General features: G+C 67.8%; 25 protein-coding genes. 10 read left to right on the top strand and 15 right to left on the bottom strand.

Annotated elements, in window-relative coordinates:
* Positions 1–15 precede the first annotated feature (15 nt).
* The 9 genes from AZC_RS00890 to AZC_RS00850 all read right to left on the bottom strand — a co-directional run bounded on the left by AZC_RS00890 (position 16) and on the right by AZC_RS00850 (position 8,818).
* A complete protein-coding gene (locus tag AZC_RS00890; RefSeq protein WP_012168708.1) occupies positions 16–906 on the bottom strand; it encodes a dihydrodipicolinate synthase family protein in 891 nt (296 codons plus the stop codon).
* Positions 907–941: 35 nt separating this feature from the next.
* Positions 942–2,072, bottom strand: coding sequence for an iron-containing alcohol dehydrogenase (locus AZC_RS00885; protein WP_012168707.1), 1,131 nt, complete (start codon positions 2,070–2,072; stop codon positions 942–944).
* An 81-nt stretch (positions 2,073–2,153) separates the two neighbouring features.
* A complete protein-coding gene (pdxA, locus tag AZC_RS00880) occupies positions 2,154–3,179 on the bottom strand; it encodes a 4-hydroxythreonine-4-phosphate dehydrogenase PdxA (RefSeq protein WP_012168706.1) in 1,026 nt (341 codons plus the stop codon).
* Positions 3,176–4,282, bottom strand: a complete 1,107-nt coding sequence (locus AZC_RS00875) for a four-carbon acid sugar kinase family protein (RefSeq protein WP_043878726.1) — start codon at positions 4,280–4,282, stop codon at positions 3,176–3,178. Before AZC_RS00875 ends, pdxA begins: the two co-directional genes overlap by 4 nt.
* Positions 4,283–4,675: 393 nt before the next feature.
* The gene (locus AZC_RS00870) at positions 4,676–5,089 is read right to left on the bottom strand and encodes a hypothetical protein (RefSeq protein WP_043878725.1); all 414 of its coding nucleotides are present in this window, start codon (positions 5,087–5,089) and stop codon (positions 4,676–4,678) included.
* Positions 5,090–5,252: 163 nt separating this feature from the next.
* Positions 5,253–5,822: a winged helix DNA-binding protein gene (locus AZC_RS00865; RefSeq protein ID WP_081433857.1), complete on the bottom strand. Its 570-nt coding sequence runs from the start codon at positions 5,820–5,822 to the stop codon at positions 5,253–5,255.
* A 105-nt stretch (positions 5,823–5,927) separates the two neighbouring features.
* A complete protein-coding gene (locus AZC_RS00860; RefSeq protein ID WP_012168702.1) occupies positions 5,928–6,917 on the bottom strand; it encodes a TRAP transporter substrate-binding protein in 990 nt (329 codons plus the stop codon).
* A 33-nt stretch (positions 6,918–6,950) separates the two neighbouring features.
* Entirely contained in the window at positions 6,951–8,267 is a 1,317-nt protein-coding gene (locus AZC_RS00855) for a TRAP transporter large permease (RefSeq protein ID WP_043878724.1), read from the bottom strand.
* 2 nt (positions 8,268–8,269) lie between these two features.
* Positions 8,270–8,818: a TRAP transporter small permease gene (locus AZC_RS00850; RefSeq protein WP_043878723.1), complete on the bottom strand. Its 549-nt coding sequence runs from the start codon at positions 8,816–8,818 to the stop codon at positions 8,270–8,272.
* 285 nt (positions 8,819–9,103) lie between these two features.
* On the opposite strand from AZC_RS00850, the gene AZC_RS00845 reads away from it, so the two are divergent.
* A complete protein-coding gene (locus AZC_RS00845) occupies positions 9,104–12,748 on the top strand; it encodes a hydantoinase B/oxoprolinase family protein (RefSeq protein ID WP_043878722.1) in 3,645 nt (1,214 codons plus the stop codon).
* Positions 12,749–13,012: 264 nt separating this feature from the next.
* On the opposite strand, the gene AZC_RS00840 is transcribed toward AZC_RS00845, so the two are convergent.
* The gene (locus AZC_RS00840; RefSeq protein WP_158304088.1) at positions 13,013–13,294 is read right to left on the bottom strand and encodes a cysteine rich repeat-containing protein; all 282 of its coding nucleotides are present in this window, start codon (positions 13,292–13,294) and stop codon (positions 13,013–13,015) included.
* A gap of 210 nt (positions 13,295–13,504) precedes the next feature.
* Between AZC_RS00840 and AZC_RS00835 the strand changes: the two genes are divergently transcribed.
* Positions 13,505–14,242: a response regulator gene (locus AZC_RS00835; RefSeq protein WP_012168697.1), complete on the top strand. Its 738-nt coding sequence runs from the start codon at positions 13,505–13,507 to the stop codon at positions 14,240–14,242.
* A 62-nt stretch (positions 14,243–14,304) separates the two neighbouring features.
* A complete protein-coding gene (locus tag AZC_RS00830) occupies positions 14,305–15,591 on the top strand; it encodes a sensor histidine kinase (protein ID WP_420794827.1) in 1,287 nt (428 codons plus the stop codon).
* Between the two features lie 12 nt (positions 15,592–15,603).
* Here AZC_RS00830 and AZC_RS00825 read toward each other — a convergent pair whose 3' ends face one another.
* The gene (locus AZC_RS00825; protein ID WP_043879881.1) at positions 15,604–16,932 is read right to left on the bottom strand and encodes a lytic murein transglycosylase; all 1,329 of its coding nucleotides are present in this window, start codon (positions 16,930–16,932) and stop codon (positions 15,604–15,606) included.
* A 206-nt stretch (positions 16,933–17,138) separates the two neighbouring features.
* Entirely contained in the window at positions 17,139–18,131 is a 993-nt protein-coding gene (galE, locus tag AZC_RS00820; protein ID WP_012168694.1) for a UDP-glucose 4-epimerase GalE, read from the bottom strand.
* Positions 18,132–18,328: 197 nt separating this feature from the next.
* On the opposite strand from galE, the gene galU reads away from it, so the two are divergent.
* The 7 genes from galU to AZC_RS00785 all read left to right on the top strand — a co-directional run bounded on the left by galU (position 18,329) and on the right by AZC_RS00785 (position 23,611).
* Complete coding sequence (galU, locus tag AZC_RS00815; RefSeq protein WP_043878721.1) at positions 18,329–19,216, top strand: UTP--glucose-1-phosphate uridylyltransferase GalU; 888 nt, start codon at positions 18,329–18,331, stop codon at positions 19,214–19,216.
* Between the two features lie 115 nt (positions 19,217–19,331).
* Entirely contained in the window at positions 19,332–19,940 is a 609-nt protein-coding gene (locus AZC_RS00810; protein WP_012168692.1) for a class I SAM-dependent methyltransferase, read from the top strand.
* A 72-nt stretch (positions 19,941–20,012) separates the two neighbouring features.
* Positions 20,013–20,588 carry a histidine phosphatase family protein gene (locus AZC_RS00805; RefSeq protein WP_012168691.1) on the top strand — a complete coding sequence of 192 codons (576 nt, stop codon included), beginning with the start codon at positions 20,013–20,015 and terminating at the stop codon, positions 20,586–20,588.
* 1 nt (position 20,589) lies between these two features.
* Positions 20,590–21,300, top strand: a complete 711-nt coding sequence (pyrF, locus tag AZC_RS00800) for an orotidine-5'-phosphate decarboxylase (RefSeq protein ID WP_012168690.1) — start codon at positions 20,590–20,592, stop codon at positions 21,298–21,300.
* Positions 21,301–21,330: 30 nt separating this feature from the next.
* Positions 21,331–21,966, top strand: coding sequence for a DUF1330 domain-containing protein (locus tag AZC_RS26345; RefSeq protein ID WP_012168689.1), 636 nt, complete (start codon positions 21,331–21,333; stop codon positions 21,964–21,966).
* An 81-nt stretch (positions 21,967–22,047) separates the two neighbouring features.
* Positions 22,048–22,860: a 4-hydroxy-tetrahydrodipicolinate reductase gene (gene dapB / locus AZC_RS00790; protein WP_043878720.1), complete on the top strand. Its 813-nt coding sequence runs from the start codon at positions 22,048–22,050 to the stop codon at positions 22,858–22,860.
* A 130-nt stretch (positions 22,861–22,990) separates the two neighbouring features.
* The gene (locus AZC_RS00785) at positions 22,991–23,611 is read left to right on the top strand and encodes a 2,3-bisphosphoglycerate-dependent phosphoglycerate mutase (protein ID WP_012168687.1); all 621 of its coding nucleotides are present in this window, start codon (positions 22,991–22,993) and stop codon (positions 23,609–23,611) included.
* Positions 23,612–23,674: 63 nt separating this feature from the next.
* Here the strand turns inward: AZC_RS00785 and AZC_RS00780 are convergent, their stop codons facing one another.
* Genes AZC_RS00780 through AZC_RS00770 form a run of 3 tightly spaced genes read right to left on the bottom strand, consistent with a single transcriptional unit; the run spans position 23,675 to position 26,455 of the window.
* Entirely contained in the window at positions 23,675–24,448 is a 774-nt protein-coding gene (locus AZC_RS00780) for an SGNH/GDSL hydrolase family protein (protein ID WP_158304087.1), read from the bottom strand.
* A gap of 13 nt (positions 24,449–24,461) precedes the next feature.
* Complete coding sequence (locus AZC_RS00775; RefSeq protein ID WP_012168685.1) at positions 24,462–25,247, bottom strand: SGNH/GDSL hydrolase family protein; 786 nt, start codon at positions 25,245–25,247, stop codon at positions 24,462–24,464.
* Entirely contained in the window at positions 25,244–26,455 is a 1,212-nt protein-coding gene (locus AZC_RS00770; protein ID WP_012168684.1) for an OpgC family protein, read from the bottom strand. Before AZC_RS00770 ends, AZC_RS00775 begins: the two co-directional genes overlap by 4 nt.
* Position 26,456: the final 1 nt, after the last annotated feature.

Here is a 26,456-nt window from a genome sequence, read left to right as displayed (position 1 = left end):
CTGGTGGGCTCGAGATCAGCCCACCGCCTCCGCATAGGCCTTCGAGATGGGGAGGATGGCGTCGTTGGCGGCATCGGAGACGAGCGCCGGGCCACGGCTCGCGCCCACTTCCGGCATGGCGAGGCGCAGGGCGCGCTTGACCATGGAGGGCGGGAAGCCGTGCGCATACAGTTCCTTGCGCAGCGCGCTGTAGCGCTCCTGCGCAGCCTCGGCGTCGGCCAGATCGCCCTTGGAGAAGGAGGTCCAGATGCGGTTCAGCGTCTGGGGGGCGATGTTGCCGAGACCGGAGATGGAGCCCTGCGCGCCGTTCTTCAGACCGTGCAGCACGAGGGAGTCCGGGCCGACGAGCACGTCGAAATCATCCCGCTCGCGGGCGATGGTGAGGAAGCCGTCGATGCTCGCCTGCGTGCCCTCGCTGTCCTTGATGCCGATGATGGAGGGGTGGGAGGCGAGCGTACGCACGGTCTCGGGCTGCAGCGTGTTCCCGGTGCGGGCAGGGATGTTGTAGAGGTAGAGACGAACGTCGAGCGCGTCGGCCACGCGACGGTAATGGGCGATCAGCTCGTCCTGCGAGCAGGCGATGAAGGACGGCGTGATGGCCGAGACAGCCGCGACGCCGAGCTTCTGGATTTCCTTGCCCAGCGCGATGGTCTGGTGGGTGGAGATTTCGCCGATATGGGCGAGCACGGGCACGCGGCCCGCCGCCTGCTCGACGCAGATCTCGGCCACGCGCACCTTCTCGGCGAAGGACAGGGTGTAGAACTCGCCGTTGGTGCCGGCGCAGAACACGCCGTTGCCGCAGGAGACCTGACGCTCCACCTGGCGGCGCAGGGCCTGCTCGTTGAGGTTCTCGTTCTCATCGAACGGCGTGACGATGGCGACGAAGCAGCCGGAGATCTTGCTCATGATGCGTGGCCTTTGTGCGGGATCGAGGGAAGAGGTCAGAGAGCGGCCTGATAGATGGCCAGAATGTCCTCGCGGCTCATGTCGCGCGGGTTGTTGTCGAGCAGGCGCCGGATGGCATGGGCCTCGGTGGCCATGATCGGCAGATCATCAGCCGGTACCTTGTAGGCGGAGAGGCGCATCTCGCAGCCAAGCGCCGCGCACCACTCGCGGGTGGCTTTCAGCACCACGGCCGGATCGCTCGAGGCCGGGAAGCCGAGGGCGGCGAGCACCTGCGCAGTCTTCTCCGGCACAGCGGGGGCATTGAAGGCCAGCACGTGCGGGAAGATCAGGGCATTGGCCGCGCCATGGGCGATGTGGTGGCGCGTGCCGAGCGGATAGGCCACCGCGTGGCCCGCCGTGGTGTTCACCGGGCCGAGGCAGAAGCCACCATAGAGGGAGGCCAGCGCAAGGCCGGCGCGGGCCTCACGGTCGCTGCCGTCCTTGATGGCGCGGGGCAGGAAACGGCCGACCAGTCGCGCGCCTTCCAGCGCATAGAGATCAATGGTCGGGTGCGCCTTGCGGCTGGTGAAGGCTTCCACGCAATGGGCCATGGCATCGACGCCGGTGGCGGCGGTGACGGCGGGCGGCACGGTGAGCGTAAGATCAGGATCGACCACCGCGAGATCTGCTAGCATGTGCAGGCTCTGCACCGCGAGCTTGTTCTGCGTCACGGGATCGGTGACGAGCGCACGTGTGCCCGCCTCGCTGCCGGTGCCGGCGGTGGTGGGCACCTGAATAAGGGCGGCGCGCTTGCCGGCCACCTTCTCCGGCCCCACCACATCATGCAGCGACTGGCCGGAGCCGGGCAGCACGGCGGCGAGCTTGGCGAGATCCATGGCGCTGCCGCCGCCGAAGCCGATTACCACGTCCGGTCCGAAGCTCTCCGCCTTGGCGAGCAGGGCTTCGAGGTTGGGCAGGTCCGGTTCGGGCTTCACCTCGCCGAACACCTCCACGGCGCCCTCCAGGCCGAGCAGTTCAATGCGGCCGGCGTTGAACCCATCCGCCACCACGAGAGCGCGCTTCAGCCCCCTCGCCGCCAGCCATTCGCGCACGGCGGAGAGGGTGCCGGAGCCGAACGCGATGCGCGGCGGCCGGACGAGGTCAATGGGGGAAAACGCGAGGGTCATGTGTACGGTATCCTTCGGAGACGGGCCCGGCGGGACGCGCGAACCCGTCTCTTTTCAATAAGTTGGCCGATGGATCGCGCCCTAGGCGCCGCGGCTGGCGGCGAGCTTTTCGGCGTATTCGATCGCTTCGATGAGGCTCAGCTCATTGGCGATGCCCTTGCCGGCGATGTCGAAGGCGGTGCCATGGTCCACGGAGGTGCGGATGATGGGCAGGCCGAGGGTGATGTTGACGCCGGAGAGCGCGTCCCACTTGCCGGTCTCGGGGTTCACGTTGAAGCCCAGCAGCTTCACCGGGATGTGGCCCTGATCGTGATACATGGCGATCACCGCATCGAACTGGCCGCCGCGCAGCTTCACGAACACCGTGTCGCCCGGCACCGGGCCCACCACGTCAAAGCCGTCGGCCACCGCCTTGGCGATCGTCGGCTCGCTGACATCCATGTCTTCCGTGCCGAAGAGGCCGCCTTCGCCCGCATGAGGATTGAGGGCGGCCACCGCGATCCGCCGGCGCTCAAGGCCGAGACCGCGCAGGGCTTCGTCCGTGCGCTCGATCACATAGCGCAGGCGCTCGGGGGTCAGGCGCTTGGGCACGTCCTTCAGCGCCACATGGGTGGTGACATGGCTGACGCGCATGTTGCCATGGGCGAGCAGCATCACCGAGCCACGCGCGCCGGTCAGCTCCGCCAGCATCTCGGTGTGGCCGGCATAATGGAAGCCGGCGCGGTTCAGCGTTTCCTTGTTGAGCGGGCCGGTGACGATGCCCTGGATGCGCCCGGCCTGCGCGAGGCGCACGCCGCGCTCCACCGCATGATAGGCAAAGCGCCCGCCATCCACCGAGGCCACGCCGGGCAAGATGGGCTCGCCTTCCGGGCAGGCCTGAAGGCAGGCGAGCGCCGGCCATTCGGCGTCATCCGCCGAGACTTCGGGAATGGCGACCGTAGAACCCAGCGCCTTCTGCGCGCCGTGCAGCGCCGCGTTGCTGCCGATCACCAGCAGCCGCAGATGGCCGGAGGCGAGGCGGTCCTTCAGGCGCTCGCAGGCCTTGGCGATGATCTCCGGGCCGATGCCGGCGGGATCGCCCATGGTGATGGCCAGATGGGGTGTCATGCGTCATCTCCCTCGGAGGTCTCGGTCAGCCGCCGCAGCAGCGATGGGGCGCCGAAGGCACCCGATTTGGATATGATGTGAACGCCGTCGAAGCGGCCACCACGCAGGATCGAGCACGGCACGCCGGATTCGATCTGGCCGTAGAGGTCGAGCCGTTCTGCCCCGAGCGCGGCACAGAGGCTGCGCAAGGTCTCGCCACCCGAAACGATGAGCGTGCCCGGCGGATCAAGCTGCGCCACGAGGCTTGAGAAAGCCTCTGCGATGCGCGCCGCCGCGACAGGGCGCGGCGTGCCTTCCGGCAGCGCGAGGCGGGCGAGCGCCACGCCATCCGCTGCGAGCTTGTTCCCGAGCGCGGCAGCGTTGTCTGGGCCATCGGCGGAAAGGGCCAGAACCGCGTCTCCACAAGCGGCGAGCTGCGCCACGGTGACGGGATGATTGGTCCCGAACAGGCCGAGGATCGGACGGGGGAGCGTGCGGGGCGCCACGTCGATGCCGGAGGGGTGCCCCGTCAGAGCCGCGGCGAGCCCCCCGCTCCCGCACCACAGGGTCGTCCCATCGGCCGGCCGGCCCGCGGCGACGATCTGTGCGAGATCGGTATCGGTCTCGCTGTCCCAGAGGCTGACGCCCTCGGGCATGGCTTCGCCGGGCCGGCGCAGGTGCACCGGGTGACCTTCCGCCTCAAGCGTCGCACGCAGGTCAGCGCCCACGGGCCGTTCCGCGCCATCCCGGCACAGATACTGGATGCCACCGCGCGTCACCCGCCCCTGCCTGGGGAAAGCCGGGGCGATGATGCACCGGCGGGGCTGGAGCGCCTCCATCCAGGCCGCGATCTCCGCTGCCGCCTGCCCGCGCAGCAGACTGTCGAGCTTGGCAAAGAAGAGCGTATCGGCGTCGGGCGTGATGTTCCTGAGAAGCGCGGCGACGCGGGCGCGGGCGGACGCGGCGTCGGTCTCGCGGGTGCCGCTGTCGATGGACAGCCGGCTGGGTGCCACGGACGGCGGCGCATTCCAATAGACGGGCACGTGCTGGCCGGGCGTGACGAAGGCGATGGCGGCGTCGAGGGCACCGGTCAGATCGTCGGCAACGAGGCGCAGACCCGTCATGGGCGGCGTCCCGCGATCGAGAGCTGACGTGTGATCCTGAGGCCGGCCGACAACGTTGTCCTCCACACCCTGCGGCTTCAGGCGCCGCTTGTTTGAGGAGTGGAATAGGTTCCGGCTGCGATGATGTCAACATGTTGTAATATTCGGCGTCGCAGCAAATCGAAGGGCCAAAACGGTGCCGCCACGGCGGCGTCCATGCCCAGGATCGCACAGAGCCGCTATTCTTCTTTTGTTGTTAGAAGGTTGTCAGATCAGGTCGGGATGGGACGCGTGTGCGCGGCTGACCCCTCCACGCCGCGAAGACGCTCGCCTCGTCTGCGACCAAGTGTCCGGCGCTCACGCTTCAGCAGAACGGTCGAAAGGCCTGACATCTGGACAAATTCCAGACAAGTCTCAGCGCTTGTCCTCGCAGCGGAATTCCACCTGCGTCCAGTCCGGTCGCCCCTGCGCATTCACCGTGTAACGGACCTCGGCGGAGAAGGGCACGATCCGCTCGCCGGAAGCCGAGGCGACCCTGACCGCATCCCGCAGGAAGAACATGTTCTTTTCCGGCTGATGGACCAGAACGCCCGTGCGGCTTGGACACAGTTGCACGGCCTTCACGACCTTCACCCCCCGGGCGGCGAGGCCGCGTTCGATGACCGGCTCCAGCACCTGACAGGCGGTCTCGATGGTAACGTCGACATAGGATCCGGTATCACCGGCCTGCTGGGCCAGCGCAGGCGCCCCCGCGGTCGCCACACCGCCCGTCAGGGCAAGAATGACGGCGGAAACATACGGGCGCGGAAGCAGAACCAACTTTGCCATCTGGCGACGAACCTCGGAACGCGATAATCCTCCGGTTGTGCGATTGCGTATGCTTAATTGCAAGCCATCGACCGCTCCACTTTGGAGAGAGCAAAGGCACCGCAGCCGACAATCCCTCCGGAATGGGGGATCCGCGCGAAGGTAAAGGCCCGAAATGCCGCGCTTACAGGCTGGCGGCGGAGCGTGCGGCCTGGTCGTAATGACCTGAGAGCGCGCGCAGGACGGCAGCGATTTCCGAGAGCTTTTCCGGAGCGATGCCGGTCGCCGCCACGGCCGAGGAGAGGAGCGCCTCGCGCACCTCCCGATAGCGGGCGCAGGCCCTCTTGCCGGCGGGGGTGGCGGTCAGCGTCTTCTCCTTGCCGCGCCGGCCGCCAGAGACCAGCCCCAGCGCCTGGAGCTTCTTGGCAGCATAGGTGACGAGGTGGGTGTCTTCCACGTCGAGCACGAGGCAGAGGTCGGCAATGGTCTTAGGCCGGTCGCGATGCACCACATGGTGCAGCACCTGCACGTCGAGGGCGGACAGGTCCGGAACGCCGGCCGCCGACATGCAGCGCACCATCCAGCGCGAATAAGCGTGGGAGATCATGTTGAGGCCGAATTCGACCTCGGACAGGGCCGGAAGGGCACCGCCCTCGGCCAGATGCGCGGAAGAGACGATCGAGCCCACGGCGGGCGTCGCAAGCGGTCCACCGGAGGGTGCGGACGGGCTGTCATCAGCCGGGCGCCGGGTCATGATCTCTCCTCTCCGTCCGGGAGCCCCGGCCGAGGCCGGGGCCACCCGCTTCATTGCACAGGGCGGAAGGGGCCGGAAGCCATGGCCTCCGCCCCGCGCCACCGCTCACTTGGCGGCTTCATACGCCTTGATGATGGCGACGCCATTCTCGCCCGCCTTCTTCTCCCAGTCGGCGGTGAGATCCTTGCCCACCTTCTCGAAGCCGGCCTTCAGTTCCGGGCTCGGCGGAGCGACGGTCATGCCCTTGGCCGCCAGTTCCTTGAGGAACCAGGTGCTCTTTTCCTCCGAGGTCTTCCAGCCGCGGGCCTCGGCGGCAGCCGCGGCTTTCAGCACGGCCTCCTGCGTCGGCTTGTCGAGCGCCTCGAAGGCCGCCTTGTTCACGAACACCATGTTCTTCGGCAACCAGGCCTGGATGTCATAGAAATAGGGCACGCTTTCCCAGATCTTCACGTCATAGCCGGTGGCGCCCGAGGTTATGAGCGCGGCGACGACGCCGGTGGCCAGCGCCTGGGCCAGCTCGGCCTGCTGCACCGTGACCGGCTGGGCGCCGACGAGGGCGGCGATGCGTGAGGTGCCGGGATTGTAGGCCCGCCACTTCACGCCCTTCAAATCCTCCACCTTGGTGACGGCAGTCTTGGAAAACAGGCCCTGCGGCGGCCATGGCACGGCGAAGAGAAGCTTCAAGCCCTGGCTGTCGAGCTTCTTCTCCACCGCCGGGCGGGAGGCGTCCCACAGCTTCTTGGCCGCCGGATAGGAAGTGGCGAGGAAGGGCACCGTGTCGATGCCGAAGATCGGGTCCTCATTCTCATGCACGGACATGAGAACCTCACCCGCCTGCGCCTGCCCGGTCATGACCGCGCGCTTGATCTCCGGCACCTTGAACAGCGAGGCGCCGGGATGGACAGTGATGAGCAGCTTCCCGCCGGAGGCGCTGTCCACCTCCTTGGCGAACTGCGCGATGTTCTCGGTGTGGAAATTGTCCTGCGGATAGCCGGTCGGCAGGTTCCACTTGGTCTGCGCCGAGGCGGTGCCCGCCGAGAGGGCCGCAAGACCGCCGGCAATGAGCGCGGCGGCAATCGTACGAAGTCGCGTCATGTCATCCTCTCTAGACTTGAAACAGGTGGGGCATCAGCCCGGGAAGACCCAGCGCGGGACCACCAGGACGATCTCTGGAAACGCGGTGATGATGAGAACGGCGACGTTGAGAAGAATGAAGAACGGGAACGCGGCCTTGGCCACGGCCCAGGTGTCGCGCCCGCTCATGTTCTGAAGCACGAACAGGTTGAAGCCCACCGGAGGCGTGATCTGCGCCATCTCCACATGGATCACGAGATAGACGCCGAACCACACGAGATCGAACCCCGCCTGCTTGATCATGGGCAGCACGATGACCGCCGTGAGCACGATCATGGAGATGCCATCGATGAGGCATCCCAGGATGATGTACATGACGGTCAGCGCGAGGGCGAGCTTGCCGGGTGTCAGGTTGAGCCCCTGCACCCATTCCGCCAGCGCCACCGGAATGCCCGTATAGGCCATGGCGGCGGTGGTGAAGGCCGCACCGGCGATGATGAGCATGATCATGCAGGTGAGACGCGTGGCGCCCATGAGGCTTTCGATGAACAGCCGCCAGGTGAGCGTGCGGCTCCAGAGCGCCAGCGCCAGGGCGCCGAGCACGCCCCAGGCAGCGCATTCGGTGGCCGTGGCAAGGCCGGTGACGAGCGACAGGAAGACCCCGAGGATCAGCAGCAGGCAAGGGATCAGCTTCGCCGATTCCTGCATCTTGCGACGGAACGACATGGGCGGATCGCGGGGCGGCGTCTTGCCGGGATTGAGCAGCGACCAGAGGATGACGTAGCCGCTGTAAAGCCCCATCACCAGCAGGCCGGGCAGGAAGCCGGCGAGGAAGACCTGCAGCACGGAGACGTTGGCCGTCACCGCATAGACCACCATGGGAATGGAGGGCGGGATGAGCAGGCCCAGCGTGCCGGAGCCGGCCAGCGTGCCGAGCGCCATCTGCTGGTCGTAGCCGCGCTTTTCCAGTTCCGGCAAAGCGATCTTTCCCACCGTCGCGCAGGTGGCGGCGGAAGAGCCGGAAACGGCGGCGAAGATGCCGCAGCCGACGATGTTCACGTGCAGCAGGCGCCCCGGCAGCCATTGCAGCCACGGGGCAAGGCCGCGGAACATTTCCTCCGACAGGCGGGTACGGAACAGGATCTCGCCCATCCAGATGAACAGCGGCAGGGCCGCCAGCGTCCAGGAGGCGGAAGAAGCCCAGACCGTGGTGGCGAGCACCTGTCCGATGGGGATGTCGGTGGTGAGCACCATCGCCGCATAGCCGACGATGGCAAGGCCGATGGCGATCCAGACGCCGCTCGCCAGAACGGCGACCAGCAGCATGAGCAGGATGATGGAGAGGGGCACCAGCCCGAGATGTTCGACCATGCTCACACGCCCCCGCCGGACGCCACGCGCTCGATGAGTTCTTCGGGCGTCTTGGGAGGTTCTTTCTCGTAGCGGGGGTGATGGCCGCTGGCGACGTGGACGAACTCGTCGATCATCGCAATCAGCAGGATGGTGATGCCCAGCGCGTAGCCCGTCTGCGGGATCCAGAGCGGCACCGCGATCACGCCCTGGGACATGTCGTCGAAGCGATAGGAATCGTAGGTGAGCTGGATCGCATTCTTGGTGAAATAGGCCAGGAAGACGATGCCGACGGTGAGGGCGAACAGCTCCATCACCTGGCGCTTGCGGCCCGTCAGACGCTCCAGCAGCAGCCCGACGCGGATCATCTCGCCCTTCTTGAAGGTGTGGGCCAGCCCGAGGAAGGACATGGCGACCATGGACCAGGACGCGAAATCGTCACCGGCGGGAATGTCGAAACCGATATCGCGGCCGGATGAGAGGCCGATCATCAGGAGAAAGATGACGAGGAGGAAGATGGCGGCGAGCACGCCGGAGAGGAGATAGAGGCCGTCGAGAAGGCGGCGGATCATGCCCCTGCTCCCCGGCCGGAAGATGGGGAAGGCGCAGGGCGCCCCGGTACCGGTGCCCTGAGGCACGGGGGCCATTGATGTTCGTCCGCCGTCATGAAGCTCCCCTGCGGAAGAGAAAAAGGCACAATCCGCGCCATTTTGTGTTCTTTTTATGTCATGTCAACAAATCGTTGACGTGTCTTTCCCGCCATGTCTTTGCTCGTCGGCGAAGCGTCGCTGCTGTCCTCCGCTCGCCCTGGCGGGCTCCGATGCGCAGCAAATTGCATGCCATACAAGGAACAGCATATGTCGAGCCCCGCGTCGCAGACCCCGGCCACATGGGAATTCTGGATCGATCGCGGCGGCACATTCACCGATATCGTGGGCAAGAAGCCTGACGGAACGCTGGTCGCCCACAAGGTGCTCTCCGAGAATCCCGAGGCCTACAAGGACGCCGCCGTTCACGGCATCCGCGAGCTGCTCGGCCTGCCGGCCGGCGCCCCCATTCCCCAACGTCTGGTGTCTGCCGTCAAGATGGGCACGACGGTCGCCACCAATGCCCTTCTGGAACGCAAGGGCGACCGCACACTGCTGGTCACCACCTCCGGCTTCAAGGATGCGCTGAAGATCGGCTATCAGGCCCGGCCTAAGATCTTCGCCAAGAAGATCGTCAAGCCGGACATGCTGTTCGAGCGCGTGCTGGAAGTTGATGAGCGCGTGCGCGCCGACGGCACGGTGGAGCAGGCGCCCGACCTCGGCGCGGTGCGCGCCGGTCTCCTGGCGGCGAAGGCGAACGGCATCGAGGCCGTGGCCATCGTCTTCATGCACGGCTACCGCTTCCCCGCCCATGAAGCGCAGGTGGCGGCTCTGGCCCGGGAGATCGGCTTCCCGCAGGTGTCCGTCTCCCACGAGGTCTCACCCCTCATCAAGCTGGTGGGCCGCGGCGACACCACCGTGGTGGATGCCTATCTCTCGCCCATCCTGCGCCGCTACGTGCGCCAGGTGGCGGACGAGCTGGGCGCGGACAACCAGGCCGCCGACGCCGCCATCCGCCTCATGTTCATGATGTCCTCCGGCGGGCTCACGGCGGCGGACCTGTTCCAGGGCAAGGACGCGCTGCTCTCGGGCCCCGCCGGCGGCGTGGTGGGCGCGGCGAAGACCGGCGAGATCGCCGGCCTCAACCGCATCATCGGCTTCGACATGGGCGGCACCTCCACCGACGTGTGCCATTTCGACGGGGAGCTGGAGCGGGCCTTCGACACCGAAGTGGCCGGCGTGCGCATCCGCGCCCCCATGATGCAGATTCACACGGTCGCGGCCGGCGGAGGCTCCATCCTGCATTATGACGGTGCGCGCTTCCGCGTCGGTCCGGACAGCGCCGGCGCCAATCCCGGCCCCGCCTGCTATCGGCGCGGCGGACCACTCGCCGTCACCGACGCCAATGTGATGCTGGGCAAGCTGATCCCCGACTTCTTCCCGAAGATTTTCGGCCCCGCCCAGAACGAGCCTCTCGATGCCGGTGCCGTGCGCAAGAAGTTCGAGGCCATGGCCGCCGAGATCGGCGACGGACGCGCGCCGGAGGCGGTGGCGGACGGCTTCGTCACCATCGCGGTCGAGAACATGGCCAACGCCATCAAGAAAATCTCGGTGGAGCGCGGTTACGACGTGACGCGCTATGCGCTGAACTGCTTCGGCGGCGCCGGCGGCCAGCACGCCTGCCTGGTGGCCGACGCCCTCGGCATGACGCGCGTGCTCATCCATCCATTCTCCGGCCTGCTCTCGGCCTATGGCATGGGCCTTGCCGACATCCGTGCCCTGCGCACCAAGGCGGTCGGCGCCCGGCTGGAATCCGCGGCGCTCGCCGCCGTCGAGACCCTGCGCGACGCGCTCACCGCCGAGACCGTGGCCGAGCTCGCCGGACAGGGCGTCACCGGCACGGCCGTCACCAACGAGGCCAAGCTCCATCTGCGCTACGAGGGCACGGACACCGCCTTGCCCGTGACGCTCGCCGACATCGCCACCATGACGGCGGAGTTCGAGGAGCGCCACCGCTCGCAGTTCGGCTTCATCTCGCCCGAGAAGCCCATCGTGGTCGAGGCCATCGAGGTGCAGTCCTTCGGCGGCGGCGCCGGCATCGCCGAGCCGGACCGGCCGCTCGACACCTCCGCCCCGCGCGAGGCCCGGCGCACCCGCTTCTTCTCGCGCGGCGCCTGGCACGATGCGCCGGTGGTGCTGCGTGCCGACTTCCGGCCCGGCATGGCGGTGCAGGGCCCGGCCATCGTCATCGAGCCCAACCAGACCGTGGTGGTGGAGCCCGGCTGGCGCGCCGAAGTGACGGCCAAGGACCATCTGCTGCTCGCCCGCACCGAGGTGCTGAAGCGGGCCGGGGCCGTGGGCACCCATGCCGATCCGGTGATGCTGGAGGTGTTCAACAATCTCTTCATGTCCATCGCCGAGCAGATGGGCGTGACGCTCCAGAACACCGCTTATTCGGTGAACATCAAGGAGCGCCTGGACTTCTCCTGCGCCGTCTTCTCCGGCTCGGGCGAACTGGTGGCGAACGCCCCGCACATGCCCGTCCATCTCGGCTCCATGGACCGCTCGGTCGAGACCGTCATCCGCGAGAATGCGGGCGATGTGAAGCCCGGCGACGTCTTCGCCCTCAACGCCCCCTATAATGGCGGCACCCATCTGCCCGACATCACGGTGGTGACGCCGGTCTTCAATGCGGACGGCTCCGATCTGCTGTTCTGGGTGGCCTCGCGCGGCCATCATGCGGACGTGGGCGGCGTTGCCCCCGGCTCCATGAGCCCGCTCGCCACCAACATCGAGGAAGAAGGCGTCTATATCGACAATTTCAAGCTCGTCGATCAGGGCCGCTTCCGCGAGGCGGAACTGGTGGCGCTGCTCTCGGGCGCGAAATATCCCGCCCGCAATCCCGTGCAGAATGTCGCCGACCTCAAGGCTCAGATCGCCGCCAACGAGAAGGGTGTGCGCGAACTCAACAAGATGATCGCGACCTTCGGGCTCGACGTGGTGAAGGCCTATATGGGCCACGTGCAGGACAATGCCGCCGAGAGCGTGCGCCGCGTGTTGGACCGCCTCTCGGACTCCGAATTCACCTATGAGATGGACCAGGGCACGGTCATCAAGGTGAAGATCAGCGTCGACAAGCAGAAGCGCGAGGCGACCGTCGACTTCACCGGCACCTCGCCGCAGCAGCCGAACAATTTCAACGCCCCCGAGCCCGTTACCCGCGCGGCGGTGCTCTATGTCTTCCGCGTCATGGTGGAGGACGAGATCCCCATGAATGCCGGCTGCCTCAGGCCCATCCGCATCGTGGTGCCGGAGGCCTCGATGCTCTCGCCGCGATATCCCGCCGCCGTGGTGGCCGGCAATGTGGAGACCTCGCAGGCCGTCACCAACTGCCTGTTCGGCGCCATGAAGGCCATGGGCGCCTCCCAGGGCACCATGAACAACCTCACCTTCGGCAACGCCACCTATCAGTATTACGAGACCATCTGCTCCGGCTCGCCCGCCGGCCCCGGCTTCGACGGCACCGACGGCGTGCACGTGCACATGACCAACTCCCGCCTCACCGATCCGGAAGTGCTGGAAACGCGCTTCCCGGTGCTGCTCGAGGATTTCCACGTGCGCGAGGGTTCCGGCGGCAAGGGGCAATGGAATGCGGGCGGCGGCACCTATCGCCGCATCCGCTTCCTGGAGCCCATGGAATGCGCCCTCCTCTCCTCGCACCGCCGCGTGCGCCCCTTCGGCATCGCCAGCGGCGAGCCCGGCGCGGTGGGCGAAGGCTATGTCCGCCGCACCGACGGCACGATGGAGAAGCTGGAGGGTTGCGCTCAGACTGAGCTTGCGGCGGGCGAAGCCGTCATCATCGTGACGCCCACCGGCGGCGGCTACGGCGACCCCGCCCTGCGCGGGAAAGCCTGAGTCCAAACGCGAAAAGGCGGCCCGATGTCTCGGGCCGCCACGCCACCGGACCGCCGGGTACCGCAGGACGGCCGGGGCTTTCCGGGGCGGTTGGAGGTCACCCCGGTTCTGAAGCGCCGGCCGGACAAGGGCAGCCAACACCAGGGCGTGCTTCAGAGGCCGCGCCGTCCGGACTGGTTCAAACCGGATGGTCCCTCGGCCTCCAAAACCCATGCAGAGAGTGCAGTACCGAACAGCCTTCGAGGGCGGATGACCGGAAGCGGCCTATCGGCCCGACTGCGCCTTGATCTGCACGAGCGCGCTCTTGCAGGTGTCCGAGAGGCTCGCCTCATTGGCCTTGATGCACTGAATGATACGGCCGCCGCCGGGCTGAACATCGGAACAGTATTTCTTCACGTCGCTGCCGCAGGCCTTCTGGAACATCTGCTGGGCCTGCGCATTCTGGGCTGCCGCGGGCGCCGAAATGGCAGAGACGGCAACGGGCACCAGCAGCACGGCCGGCAGCAACAGGTCGCGCAGACGCAGCGCACGGGTGTTGGAACGCATCTTCATCCTCCACATGGACGAGGGCCGGGCCGGAGCGAAGGGGGCGGTTCCGCCCGGCCCGACCGAAAGCGGAGAAACGTGCCGCCTTCAGAAAAGACCATCGCTGCGTCGCTTCGCAGCAAGATTGCAGGCCAACGCCGTTTCGTAACGATTTGTAACGCGTGCTCCAGCGCCGCTTGCGGGCGGCAGGCGGCCGAATAGAGTTGCGCCATGTCGCAGGGCGCTTCCGCTACCACCCTTCTCATCGTCGAAGACGACCGGGAGATCCGCTCCCTGCTGGCGGATTTCCTCGGCCGCGAAGGCTATGACACCCGCCTCGCCGCCGACGGCCGCGCCATGGATGCGATCCTTGCCGGCATCCGTCCCGATCTCGTCATCCTCGACATCATGTTGCCGGGCGAGGACGGGCTTTCGCTCTGCCGCCGCCTGCGGGCGCAGGGGGATGTGCCGGTGCTCATGCTCACCGCCAAAGGCGACGAGGTGGACCGGATCGTGGGGCTGGAGGTCGGCGCCGACGACTATCTGGTCAAGCCCTTCAATCCCAGGGAGTTGCTCGCCCGCATCCGCGCGATATTGCGGCGGGTGCAGGCGGCGGCACGGGTGGGCGAGGACCCGCGGCGGCAGGACATCGCCTTCGGCGGGCTGATCGCCGATCTTGATGCCCGCAGCGTCCGGACCCCGGATGGGATCGCACTCGATCTCACCTCCGCGGAGTTCGACCTCCTCGCCTGCTTCCTCGAGCGGCCGCGCCGCGTGCTGTCGCGCGACCAGTTGCTCGACTGGACGCGCGGGCGCAGCGCGGACCCGTTCGACCGCACCATCGATGTGGCCGTCAGCCGCCTGCGCCGCCGCCTGTCCTTGGTCGCGCCGGAGGCCGCACAACTCATCAAGACCGTACGCAACGGCGGCTACATCTTCGCCCTTCCTCCCGGAGGCAAAGGCAATTGACGCGCTTCAAGCTGCCGCTGCGGCTCGCGCTCATCATCGCGGGCGGCCTCGTCATCGCCCAGATGCTCATGACGGCGGCCTATTTCACGGATCGGCGTCTGAACGGCGAAGGTGTCGCCGGCTCCATGGCGACGCAGGTGGGAGCCCTCGCGCAACTGCTGGACCGGCTGCCGGAGCCGGACCGCGCGCTTGCGCTCGATGCCGTCAGCGGCCCCGGCTTTCGCGCCCGCATCGCGCCGCAGCCCGAGACAGGAGAGACGAAGCGCCCGCCGCTGCTGGAGCGTGTGCCCCTGCTCGAGCGCCTCATCCGGGCGCAACTGGGGAAGAACGATCCGCGCGAGGTGACCGTCGTCCTCGACACGGCCTTCGGCGGGCGCTGGATTCCGATGATGCTGTCCTGGCCCGCACGGGAATTGCGCATGACCGTCGGGCTGGCCGATGGCCGCTTCCTGCTGGTGCGCGCCCGGGGGGAACTGACCGCGCGGCTTTTCGGCGTTCCCGTCGGCCTCGTGGCCGGGCTGCTGGGCATCGCGGTGGCGCTCGCCACAGTCCTCGCGGTGCGGCGGGAAACCCGGCCGATTTCCGAGCTTTCGGCCGCGCTGGACCGCTTCGGCACCAGCCTTGAGCCCCAGCGTGTGGAGCCCCGCGGCGCGCCGGACGTGCGGCGGCTGGCTGAGACCTTCGACGCCATGCAGCGGCGCATCGTCGAACTGGTGCGCAACCGCAGCCTCGTGCTCGGGGCCATGAGCCATGACCTCGCCACCTATGTCACGCGGCTGCGCCTGCGCATCGCGCTCCTGCCGGAGGGTCCGCAGACGGCCCGCGCCCAGCGCGACCTCGAGGAGATGCAGGCGCTGCTCGCCGACACGCTCGATTTCGCGCGCGGCAGCTTCACGGGGCGCGACGGCGCGAGCACCGACTTTGCGGCGCTGGTGGCGGAGGAATGCGCGGGGCGAGAGGCGGAAGGGGCCCCTGTCCATTTCAGCGCGCCGTCCGTTCCCTGCCGCGTCGCGGCGGCGCCCTCGGCTCTGAAGCGTCTGGCGGCGAACCTCATCGGCAATGCCATCGCCTATGGCGGGCGGGCGGACGTCTCCCTCATGAGGGACGGGGATGCGGTGGATCTGGTGGTGGAGGATCGTGGGCCCGGCGTCCCCGAGGCCGAGCGTGAGCGGGTGTTCGAGCCCTTCTACCGGCTCGATGCCTCCCGCAGCCGCGAGACCGGCGGCGCGGGGCTGGGGCTCACCATCGTGCGGCAGATCACCGACAGCATCGGCGGCACCGTCGGGATCGCGGACCGTCCCGGCGGCGGCGCGCGCGTGACGGCGCGCCTGCCTCTGGTGGCGGATTGACCCCGCGGGGGATCACTGGCGCATGCGCGCCAGCACGTCGAGGTTCGGGTAGCCGTCCGGGATCATGCCCGCGCGGGTCTGGAAGTCCTGCACGGCCACGCGGGTCTTCTGCCCGAGGATGCCGTCGATATTGCCGATGTCGTAGCCCATCTGCGACAGGCGGGTCTGGAGTTCGAGGCGCTCGGTGCGCGAGAGCGCCCGCTCCTCCTTCGGCCAAGCCTGCACGAAGTCGCCGCCGCCGCGCAGCCGGTCCGCGAGGTGGCCGATGGCCAGGGCGTAGGCGTCCGCCGGATTGTAGCGCAGGATGGCGCCGAAGTTCGGAAGCATGATGAAGGCCGGGCCCTTGGCACCGGAGGGCAGCAACAGGAAACCCGTGTCGCTGGGACGCGGGAAGGCCTGCCCATTGGCCCGGCGGATGCCGAGCGACGCCCACTGGGCCATGGAGTAGCGCTTGGTCCGATCCACGTAGCGGTAGTCGAAGTTCTGCGGCAGCACCACCTCATAGCCCCAGGTCTGGCCGAACTGCCAGCCGTCGAGTTTGAGGTTGTTGGCGGTGGAGGCGATCACGTCCGGGATGGAATCCACCACGTTGCGGTGGCCGTCGCCGTCGAAGTCCACCGCATAGCGCAGGAACGAGGTGGGCATGAACTGGGTGGGGCCGAAGGCGCCCGCCCACGATCCCTTCATATGATCCGCCGGCACGTCGCCCCGGTCGATGATCTGGAGCGTGGCGATGAATTCGTCGCGGAAATAATCCTGCCGCCGGCCGATGCAGGCGAGCGTCGCCGTGGAGCGCAGCACCGAGCGGGTGCCGATGCCCTTGGGGTCGCCATAGCTGGTCTCGATGCCCCAGATGGCCGCCACCACATAGCGGTCGACACCGTAAGCCTTCTCCACCTTCTCGAAGATGGGCTTGTACTTCTCCAGCATCTCGCGACCCTTGGTGATCCGGGTCTGGCTCACCAGCATGGTCACGTAGTCGCCGAGCGTCTTGGAGAACTCCGGCTGGCTGTCGAGATAGTCCATGATCTTCATGTCGGGCTCGAGCCCGGCGGTCAGACGCTGGAAGCTCGCCGGCGAGACGCCCTTGGACTGCGCCAAAGGCTGCAGCGCGGCGATGCAGTTGGGGAAATTGGCCTGCGCCTGCGCGATGGCCTCGGGCTGCATCAGCGGGTGGCCGGCGCGCTCGGGGGCCGGAGGCTGCTGCGGCTGGAAGCCCGAGAAGATGGAGCCCGTCACCTGCGCCTGCGCGCCGGCGGGCGCCACCGCCACCAGCGAGACGGCGGCCGCGAAGGCCGCCGCGAGGCCGCGCGCAGTGGTCCTGCCGGTCCGCGCCGCCATCCGGGTCGATCGGGTCGTCTTCACCGCCATCACTCCGCCTTTCCGCCACGCAGCCGGCGCGGCCCTGAACCTCGAGGGACACGCGGCAGGCCGAGCGTCCCATGAGAGCTAATGGGCAGCGAATATGGTTGCGCCACGGTTAACGCAGGGCAAGTTTATGCCCGCGCCATGGCGTCTTCCGGCTCACAAGGGCGTGGGACGGGGCCTCAGGCGGCGGATTTGCGGGCTTCCAGGCTCCGTTCCCAGTCGAGCGCATGGCGCACGATGGTCTCCAGATCGTCGAGGCGCGGAGTCCAGCCGATGGCGGCCCGGATCCGGTCCGCCTTGGCGACGATGGCCGCAGGGTCGCCCGGACGGCGGGGGGCGTAGTTCACGGTGAAATCGACGCCGGAGACCGCCTTCACGGTCTCGATCACCTCCAGCACCGAATAGCCCCGGCCATAGCCGCAATTGTAGACGCCGCTCGCCCCGCCCCGCCGCAGGTGGTTGAGCGCGTCGAGATGGGCGGCGACGAGGTCGCTCACATGGATATAGTCGCGCAGACAGGTGCCGTCCGGCGTCGGATAGTCGGTACCGAAGACGGACATGGCGGCGCGCTTGCCGAGCGCCGTCTCGCAGGCGACCTTGATGAGATGGGTCGCCCCCGCCGTGGATTGACCCGATCGGCCGGCCGGATCGGCGCCCGCCACGTTGAAATAGCGCAGCGCCACGTATCGCAGCGGGGTCGCCACCGCCGTGTCCTCCAGCATCCACTCGCTCATGAGCTTGGAGCGGCCATAGGGCGAGATGGGCGAGAGCAGCGCGTCTTCCGCCACCGGATCGTTGCCCACCATGCCGTACACGGCGGCGGTGGAGGAGAAGATCATGTGCGGCACGTCGGCCTTCACCAGCGCGTCGAGGAGCGCGCGGGTCTTCACCGTGTTGGCGAGATAGTAGCCGAGCGGATCGGCGACCGATTCCGGCACCACGATGCGCGCGGCGAAATGCACCACCGCGCTGATGTCATGCTCGGCGACGATGCGGGCGACAAGGTCGGCATCGGCCACGTCGCCCTCGATGAAGGTGGCGCTCGGGTGGACGGCCCAGCGGAAGCCGGTGGAGAGATTGTCCAGCACCACCACGGGCTCGCCGGCATCCACGAGGGCGAGAACCATGTGGCTGCCGATATAGCCCGCACCACCGGTGACCAGAACCGCCATGCCGTCCTCCTTGCATGTTCAAGGTGAAGGTGATGCAGCGCTCCTTCTGCGTCAATTAAAAGGAGTAGTCGCTGTTCGGCCGCAAAATGCTCAAGTTTTGCAACCAATTCCGGGCCATAGCGTTGCTTTGCGAACACCCAGTTTCCTGTGTTAGGAAGCCGGGCTTTTCCATTTTGGGAAATAAGGAACGGGGCGTCATGCCAAAGCCACTTCGCAAAGCCATCCTGCCGGTCGCGGGTCTGGGAACGCGCTTCCTTCCGGCCACCAAGGCGGTGCCGAAGGAGATGCTGACGGTGGTGGACCGTCCCGTGGTGCAGCACGTCGTGGACGAGGCGGTCGCCGCCGGCATCGAGCACATCGTCTTCGTCACCGGCCGCAACAAGGCGGTGATCGAGGACCATTTCGATCGCCAGTTCGAGCTCGAGAAGACCCTTGCCGACCGCGGCAAGACCAAGGAACTCGCGCAGCTCGACCGCGACACACCGAAGGCCGGCACCACCTCCTTCACCCGCCAGCAGCTGCCTCTCGGCCTTGGCCATGCGGTCTGGTGCGCCCGGGACCTGATCGGCGACGAACCCTTCGCGCTTCTCCTGCCCGACATGCTCCATCTGCCCAACGGCAACGGCAAGGGCTGCCTCACCGAGATGGTGGAGACCTACAACAAGACCGGCGGCAACGTGATCTCGGTCTATGAGGTTCCCGACGACCAGACGAACCAGTACGGCATCGTCGGCCTCGGCAAGGAAACCAGCGCCAAGGCGCACGAGATCACCCAGATGGTCGAGAAGCCGGCGGCCGGCACGGCGCCGAGCAACCTCGCCATCTCCGGCCGCTACATCCTCCAGCCCACCATCTTCGACCTGCTCGCCAAGCAGGAGCAGGGCGCGGGCAACGAGATCCAGCTCACCGACTCGATGCTGAAGCTGATGGAGCGCGAGCGCTTCTTCTCCGTCCGCTTCGACGGCTCGGTCTATGACTGCGGCTCGAAGATCGGCTTCCTCATGGCGAACGTCGCCTATGCCCTGTCGCGGCCCGACATCGCGCCGGAATTCCGGACGGAACTCGGTCACTTCCTCGGCAATTGACACAGCGTCAGCGTCAAGGTGCCTGTGCCAAGCATGGCTCGGGCGCCTTGACCCGGTGTGCTTTCCCGTCTAATCGCCAGAGAATTCTGCGCTCGTTCCTGCCGGAGCCGACCGAATGCTCCATACTCCGCCGCGTCGCGAAGTGTCCGTGAAGCCCCGTCTCAACGATGAGATGCGCTTCCTCCAGTCCTGGTTCCAGAACCCGCTCAAGACCGGCGCCGTGTCCCCGTCCGGACGGGCGCTCGCCAAGATGATGGCGAGCTATCTCGATCCTGCCATCGATGGCCCCGTCATCGAGCTCGGGCCGGGCACCGGTCCCGTGACCCGCGCGCTCATCGCCCGCGGATTCGCGCCGGAACGCCTGTTCCTGATCGAATACAATCCCGAATTCTGCGCCCTGTTGCGCAAGCGCCACCCCGGCGTCACGGTCATCCAGGGCGATGCGTACGCCATGTACGAAATCTTGAAGGACCGGCTCGATGCCCCGGCGGTCGGCACCATCTCGTCCCTGCCGCTGTTCACCAAGCCGCCGCAGGAGCGCGACCGCATGGTGAACGAGGCCTTCGACCTCTCCCGTCCCGGCGCGCCCTTCGTGCAGTTCACCTATGCGGTGGTCTCCCCGGTGCCGCTGAAGCCGGGCGAGATCCACGGCGAGCGCTCCCCCCGCGTATGGCGCAACCTGCCGCCGGCGCGCGTGTGGGCCTACCGCCGCCCGAGCGCCTGACCCAGGCCCGAGCCTCAGGTCCGAAGCCTGCCGCGCGGGGAACCTCCCCGCGCCCGCATTTCCGGGGCGGCAATGACCTCATTCCTGTATGTGAGCCATCCGCAGGTCGAGGTGAACCCAGCCGTTCCGGTGCCGGACTGGGGCCTGTCCGCGGTCGGCCGCGCTCGCGCCGCCGCCTTCGCCGCAAGCCCGGTCCTGACCGGCTTCCGCCGCATCATCTCGTCCACCGAGACCAAGGCCCGCGAGACCGCGGCCATCCTGGCCGGCGCCCTCGGGCTGACGGTCGAGGTGCGCGACGCCATGCACGAGAACGACCGCTCGGCCACGGGCTATCTGCCGGAAGCGGAATTCCAGCAGGTGGCCAACGCCTTTTTCGCGGCGCCGGACGAGAGCATCCGCGGCTGGGAGCGGGCCATCGACGCGCAAAGCCGCATCGTCGCGGCCGTCGCTTCGGCGCTGGCGGAGGCCCCTGACGTACCCACCGTCTTCGTTGGCCATGGCGGCGTCGGCACGCTTTTGTTGTGCCACCACGCCAGCTATGCGATTTCCCGTTCCCACGACCAGCCACCGGTGGGGGGTGGATGCTGGTTCCGCTCTACGCACACCACGGCGCCCGACCGGTGGCGCCCGATCGAAGAGGCTGCCTGACTTGACCGACGTCTCCCCGGACATCCGCGACCGTCTCATCGTCGCTCTCGATTATCCCAACGTGGGTGCTGCCGAAGCGCTCGTCTGGCAACTCGGCGATGCGGTGAGTTTCTACAAGGTCGGTCTGGAGCTTACCGTGGGCGGCGGCCTCGACCTGGCGGCGGACCTCATCGACGCCGGCAAGAAGGTCTTCCTGGACCTCAAGATGCACGACATCGGCAACACGGTGGAAAAGGCGACCGCCGCCGCCGCCGAACGGGGCGTTTCGCTGCTGACCGTGCACGCCTACCCGCAGACCATGGCCGCCGCCGCCCGCGGCGCGAAGGGCAGCGCCCTGCAAGTTTTAGGTGTTACGGTGCTGACGTCCTATGATGAGGCGGATCTCGCTGCGGCAGGCTATGCTCAGGGTGTGACGGAAACCGTGCGGCGCCGGGCCATCCAGGCCCAGGAGGCGGGCATTGCAGGCGTGATCTGCGCGCCCACCGACGCGGCCATGGTCCGCGCGGCGACCAGCCCGGATTTCCAGATCGTGACCCCGGGCGTTCGCCCCGCTGGCAGCGCGGCCGGCGACCAGAAGCGGTTTGCCACGCCCGCCGATGCCATGGCGGCGGGGGCGAACCGCATCGTCGTGGGACGACCGATCACCGGCGCGGCGGACCCGTCCGCAGCAGCCCGGAGCATCCTGGAGGAACTGGCAAAAGCGGCCGGGTGATCCCGCGCCGCGCAATGGGGCGAGGCGCACATGAGCGAGTTGGGGACGCCGAAGGGTTACTGGGTCGCGCGGGTCGATGTCCACGATCCCGAAGGCTACCATCCTTATACCTTGGCCAACGGACCGGTGATCGCCGCCCACGGCGGGCGCTTCCTGGTCCGGGCAGGCAACTTCAAGACGATGGAGGGCGATTCCCGCGCCCGCAACGTCGTCGTCGAGTTTCCGAGCTTCGACGCCGCCCAGGCCGCCTATTACGATCCGGCCTATCAGGCCGCCATCGATCTGCGCCGCCCCTATTCCCAGGCCGATCTCGTCATCCTTGAAGGCGTGAGCGAAGACCTCCCGCCGCTCGAGCCGCCGGGCGTTCCCGGCTACTGGATCATGCGCATCTCGCTGCGCAACCCGCAGGGCTACCGTGCCCATGCGGAGATGGTGGGTGACCGGGTGGCGGCCTTCGGCGGTGTGCCGGTGGCCCGCGGCGGGCGCATCGCCATCGTCGAGGGCACGGCGCGCGGGCGCAATGTCATCATCCGCTTCCCGGACGTCCATGCGGCGGTGGAATGCTATCACTCGCCCGCCTACCAGCAGGCGATCCCGCTGCGGCAGGCCGTGGCGGAAACGGACTTCATCATCATTTCGGGCTATGACGGTCCCCAGCCCGGCTGAGTCGTGCGGGCGGGTCACCTGCCACGGCTGACCCGCCGCCCTTCGGACCGGGCACGTATCCGTTTCAGGGAGCGAAGCGACGTGTCCGATCTGCGGGTGGTGATCAACGGGGCCGGCGGCCGCATGGGCCAGGAATTGCTGCGCGCGGTCCTGAATGGCGAGGGACTGTCGCTTGCCGGCGCGCTGGAGCACAGCACCAGCGGCCATCTGGGCGAGGATGCCGGCGTGCTCGCCGGCCTGAAGCCGGCCGGCGTGACCATCGAGAGCGACGCCGCCGCCACCCTCAACGGCACCGACGTGGTGATCGACTTCTCCACCCCGGCATCGTCCGTGCGTCTCGCGGAGCGCCTCGCCGAGGCCGGCATCGCCATCGTCATCGGCACCACCGGCTTCTCGGCGGCGGAGAATGCAGCCATCGAGGCGGCCGCCCGCCGCACCGTCGTGGTGAAGTCCGGCAACATGAGCCTCGGCGTGAACATGCTGGCGGCCCTCACCCGCCAGGCCGCCGCCGCCCTCGGCATCGAATTCGACATCGAGATCGTCGAGATGCACCACGCCCGCAAGGTCGACGCGCCCTCGGGCACGGCCCTGCTGCTGGGCGAGGCTGCGGCCGAGGGTCGCGGTATCCACCTGCCGGACTGGACCGCCAAGGCCCGCGATGGCGTCACCGGCCCCCGCCGCCCCGGCGACATCGGCTTTGCCAGCCTGCGCGGCGGCTCCGTGGTGGGCGAGCATGCGGTGATCTTCGCTGGCCCCTCCGAACGCGTCGAACTGGTGCACAAGGCCGAGAGCCGCACCATCTTCGCCAATGGCGCCCTCACGGCCGCCCGCTGGGCCAAGGGCCGCGAGCCCGGCCTCTATTCCATGGTCGATGTGCTGGGCCTCGCCGGCTGACCCGCGCGCGGGGTGGAAGGTGGGCCGTCTTTGAGTTTTCCGGCGGCGTCCTATATGTCTCGCGTGCATTCCGATCGCGGCCCGGCGGCCTCAGCCGCCGCGGACCCGCCAGCCACGCAAGGACATTCCTATGGACCGGCTTCTCGTCCTCGTCCGTCATGGACAGAGCGAGTGGAATCTCAAGAACCTCTTCACCGGCTGGCGTGACCCGAACCTGACCGATCAGGGCGTCAGCGAAGCCCGCCGCGCCGGCGCGCTGCTCGCCGCCGAGGGCCTGAGCTTCGACGTGGCCTATACCTCGGCCCTCACCCGCGCCCAGCGCACCTGCCAGCTGGTGCTGGAGGAAATGGGCCTCACCGGCCTCAGGACCATCGCCGACCAAGCGCTGAACGAGCGCGATTACGGCGATCTCTCCGGCCTCAACAAGGACGATGCCCGCGCCAAGTTCGGCGAGGAGCAGGTGCATGTGTGGCGCCGTTCCTATGACATCTCCCCGCCCGGCGGCGAGAGCCTGCGCGACACGGTCGCCCGCGTGCTGCCCTATTTCGTGCAGGAGATCCTGCCGAGCGTGCTGCGCGGCGAGCGCACGCTGGTGGCGGCGCACGGTAATTCCCTGCGCGCGCTGGTGATGGTGCTGGAGCGTCTGTCGCCGGAAGGCATCATGAAGCGCGAGCTCGCCACCGGCGCGCCCATCCTCTACCGCCTCGGCGCCGATGCGACCGTGAGCGAGAAGCGGGACATCCTGATCTGAGCGTTTCCGACGATCGGTCGGAGCATGGAACGGGGCCGGCGCGACCGGCCCCTTTTTATTGCGTCAGCGCGGGCGCGGCACGGCGGTGGAGGCCACCGCCGGCTGGGACGGGGCCTTGAGGCCCATCGCCACGCTGTAGGCCAGCGAACGGCCGAGGCAGTCATAGGCAAAGTCGTTGCCGTGCAAGCCGTCGAAGGCGCTCATCTGCGGGAAGCTGATCTTGTCCCGGTCATGCCACACCTGCATCATCGCGAAGCGATGAAAGACCGGCACGTTCATCTCGCGCCCCACGTCGTCGATCAGCTTCACCATCGGCTTGGAATCCGGGTCCGCCACCACCCAGGGGGCGTACTGCGGGTCCATCAGCACCACTTCCGCGCCATAGCCCCGAAGCTGGGTGATGCCGGTCCGGATGGTTTCGCCGATGTTGCCAAGGCCGAACTGCCGCAGAAGGGCGTTCGTGCCCACCTGCCAGATCACCACATCCGGCTGCGCCGGAGCGACGTCCCGGTCCATGCGGCGCACGTTCTCGGGCGCGTCCTCGCCGTTCACGCCGCGGTTGAGCACGGTGATGGTGGTGCCGGGAAAGCGCGCCGCCAGTTCCTGCTGGAGGCGCGCCGGATAGGTGCGGTCCGGACCGGAGGCGCCGACTCCTGCCGTGGAGGACGAGCCGAGCACCACGATGGTGAGCTGCTTGGTCTTCGCCAGCTTGTCAGCGGCGCGCGGCAACCGGAGCGTCGGCTGGCTGGTGACAGTCGAACACACCGGGGTTTCGGCGTGGGCGACGGCGGGAAGGGTGAGCGGCAGCGCGAGGACACCGAGACGGAAAAGGGACATCAGACGCATTGGATCACTGGGTCTCCGGCGCAGCCATGCCGTTGGTGATGAAGCGGGCGAGCAGATCACCGACACACCGGTGAACATCCTCGAACATGCTGGCGCCGGGCTGGAGATCGGAAAGGTCGAACGTCCCCTCCTCCGCCCAGTAGCGCATGATGTCGTAGCGGTTGAACAGCGCCGCGCCCTCGGACTTCACGGTCCAGCGCAGCGCCTGAAGATATGGCCCGGCGTCGAACATGAAGTCGGTGCGGGGACTATACTGCATGGTGATGACGATGGCGTCCGCCTGCCGCGCATGGATGGCCTGCACGCCGGACGAGAGCTTGGTGCCGAAGGCCGACATGTCGGTGCCCTTCAGCACGTCGGTGGACCCGAGCTGCCAGATCACGAGGTCGTAGCCGGACGGGGCGACAGGCGCGGAGAGGGCCGCATTCAGCAGCGGCAGGCTCTCGCCCGCGCCGGCCCGCGGCTCCATGCGGGTCGTTACGGTGACATCGACGCCCGGCAGGCGCTGGGACAGAGCCGCAGCAAGGCTCGCGGGATAGCGCTTGGCCTCCACCGTCTCGGTGATGGCCGGCATGCGAACGGCGGCGAAGACCAGCACTCGCAGCCGCTTGCCCTTGCGCACCGCCTCCGCCGCCCGGCGCAGCGGCACCTTGGGCGTGAGATAGCGGTCAGGCGCGGGGCAGGCCCGGACGGCGGACGCGGCGGGCGCCGCCGGCTGAGCCGCCAGCGTTCCCGGCGTGAGGCACGCCAGGGCCAGTGCGATCATCCATGGCCCGACCCTGCGGATCATGCCGGTCCTCCGGGAGGCCGCTCGGGCCCCCGCCGTTTCTCATTCTCATGATACCACGACATCACGGCGGCGAGCGCAACCATGATTGCGATTCCTGCCAAACTGACAGCCATATGGACCCACAGCCGGCCGCTCACTTCCACCAGCACCAGATGGGCGCCGAAGGAGAGGAAGACGCCGAGGCAGAAGATTTCCAGCGAATGCTGTCCGCACAGCACCAGGGGCCGGGCGAGCGGCGAGGTGAGCCCCCGCCAGTCCCGCGGCACGAAATGCACCACCACCAGCGCCAATGCGAGGAAGTGGAAGAAGCGCAGCAGAGACATGTCGGTCTTGGAAATGGGATAGATCAGCTCGCCCAGTTCCTCCGGCACGACACCATCAAGCGCCGGAACGCTCCAGCTCAGCACCACGACGGCCGAGACCACCAGGAAGAGGCCGGCGGCCACCACCGCCACCCGTGAGCGCAGCACGGGCTCCAGCCGCTCCGATCCGCCGATGGCGCACCAGCCGGCGAAGACAAAGAGCAGTTGCCAGGCGAGCGGGTTGAACAGCCAGACATGCTCCTCCGGCCAACCGGGCAGGTTCCAGCCCATGGCGCGCGTCACCGCATAAAGCGCAACCGACAGGCCAAGGGTGAGATTGGGCCGCCGCAGCAGGCCCGCAAGCACCAGCGGAAGGGCGGCCATCAGCAGGATGTAAAGCGGCAGGATGTCCGTGTTGGCCGGCTTGAAGCGCAGCAGCAGCGCTTGGATGAGCGTCACGTCCGGCTCGTCGAGGAAACGCAGGACGTTGGTCTCCTCCGCATAGAGCGGATTGTTGAACCGGCCCGCCACGTAGGAGATCTGGGCGAGGAAGACCACGAACAGGAAGACGAAGGCTACATAGAGCTGCCACGCCCGCTTCAGCGCGCGGGCGGAGGCGATGACGAAGCCGCGCTCATGCATCACCCGGCCATAGACCATCGCGGCTGTGTAGCCGGAGATGAAGACGAAGATTTCGGACGCGTCGCTGAAGCCGAAATTGCGCAGCGTCACCATGTTGAGGACGTTCGTCGGAACGTGGTCGAGGAAGATCAGCCACAGCGCCAGGCCGCGGAAGAAATCGAGCCTCAGGTCGCGCGGTGCGGGCGCGGGACGCGCACGCACCGGCAGGCGCACCACGGTTCCGGTGCGCGCCCCTTCCCCCCTCGCCCGGCGCGGTTCCGCCACG

Origin of the sequence: Azorhizobium caulinodans ORS 571 (assembly GCF_000010525.1) — a bacterium.
Taxonomy (GTDB): domain Bacteria; phylum Pseudomonadota; class Alphaproteobacteria; order Rhizobiales; family Xanthobacteraceae; genus Azorhizobium; species Azorhizobium caulinodans.
Note: the sequence above shows the minus strand (reverse complement) of the source record. Positions and strands in the feature narration are given on the sequence as shown.

Coding starts and splice junctions, on each gene's coding strand:
- AZC_RS00870 (WP_043878725.1), bottom strand. CDS start 5,089: ATGGCAAAGTTGGTTCTGCTTCCGCGCCCGTATGTTTCCGCCGTCATT.
- galE (WP_012168694.1), bottom strand. CDS start 18,131: ATGGCGGTTCTGGTCACCGGTGGTGCGGGCTATATCGGCAGCCACATG.
- AZC_RS00785 (WP_012168687.1), top strand. CDS start 22,991: ATGGACCGGCTTCTCGTCCTCGTCCGTCATGGACAGAGCGAGTGGAAT.
- AZC_RS00845 (WP_043878722.1), top strand. CDS start 9,104: ATGTCGAGCCCCGCGTCGCAGACCCCGGCCACATGGGAATTCTGGATC.
- AZC_RS00775 (WP_012168685.1), bottom strand. CDS start 25,247: ATGATCCGCAGGGTCGGGCCATGGATGATCGCACTGGCCCTGGCGTGC.
- AZC_RS00825 (WP_043879881.1), bottom strand. CDS start 16,932: ATGGCGGCGCGGACCGGCAGGACCACTGCGCGCGGCCTCGCGGCGGCC.
- AZC_RS00860 (WP_012168702.1), bottom strand. CDS start 6,917: ATGACGCGACTTCGTACGATTGCCGCCGCGCTCATTGCCGGCGGTCTT.
- AZC_RS00850 (WP_043878723.1), bottom strand. CDS start 8,818: ATGATCCGCCGCCTTCTCGACGGCCTCTATCTCCTCTCCGGCGTGCTC.
- galU (WP_043878721.1), top strand. CDS start 18,329: ATGCCAAAGCCACTTCGCAAAGCCATCCTGCCGGTCGCGGGTCTGGGA.
- pdxA (WP_012168706.1), bottom strand. CDS start 3,179: ATGACACCCCATCTGGCCATCACCATGGGCGATCCCGCCGGCATCGGC.
- AZC_RS00855 (WP_043878724.1), bottom strand. CDS start 8,267: ATGGTCGAACATCTCGGGCTGGTGCCCCTCTCCATCATCCTGCTCATG.
- AZC_RS00780 (WP_158304087.1), bottom strand. CDS start 24,448: ATGTCCCTTTTCCGTCTCGGTGTCCTCGCGCTGCCGCTCACCCTTCCC.
- AZC_RS00890 (WP_012168708.1), bottom strand. CDS start 906: ATGAGCAAGATCTCCGGCTGCTTCGTCGCCATCGTCACGCCGTTCGAT.
- AZC_RS00830 (WP_420794827.1), top strand. CDS start 14,305: ATGCTCATGACGGCGGCCTATTTCACGGATCGGCGTCTGAACGGCGAA.
- AZC_RS00885 (WP_012168707.1), bottom strand. CDS start 2,072: ATGACCCTCGCGTTTTCCCCCATTGACCTCGTCCGGCCGCCGCGCATC.
- AZC_RS00840 (WP_158304088.1), bottom strand. CDS start 13,294: ATGCGTTCCAACACCCGTGCGCTGCGTCTGCGCGACCTGTTGCTGCCG.
- AZC_RS00835 (WP_012168697.1), top strand. CDS start 13,505: ATGTCGCAGGGCGCTTCCGCTACCACCCTTCTCATCGTCGAAGACGAC.
- AZC_RS00810 (WP_012168692.1), top strand. CDS start 19,332: ATGCTCCATACTCCGCCGCGTCGCGAAGTGTCCGTGAAGCCCCGTCTC.
- AZC_RS26345 (WP_012168689.1), top strand. CDS start 21,331: ATGAGCGAGTTGGGGACGCCGAAGGGTTACTGGGTCGCGCGGGTCGAT.
- AZC_RS00865 (WP_081433857.1), bottom strand. CDS start 5,822: ATGACCCGGCGCCCGGCTGATGACAGCCCGTCCGCACCCTCCGGTGGA.
- AZC_RS00875 (WP_043878726.1), bottom strand. CDS start 4,282: ATGACGGGTCTGCGCCTCGTTGCCGACGATCTGACCGGTGCCCTCGAC.
- AZC_RS00805 (WP_012168691.1), top strand. CDS start 20,013: ATGACCTCATTCCTGTATGTGAGCCATCCGCAGGTCGAGGTGAACCCA.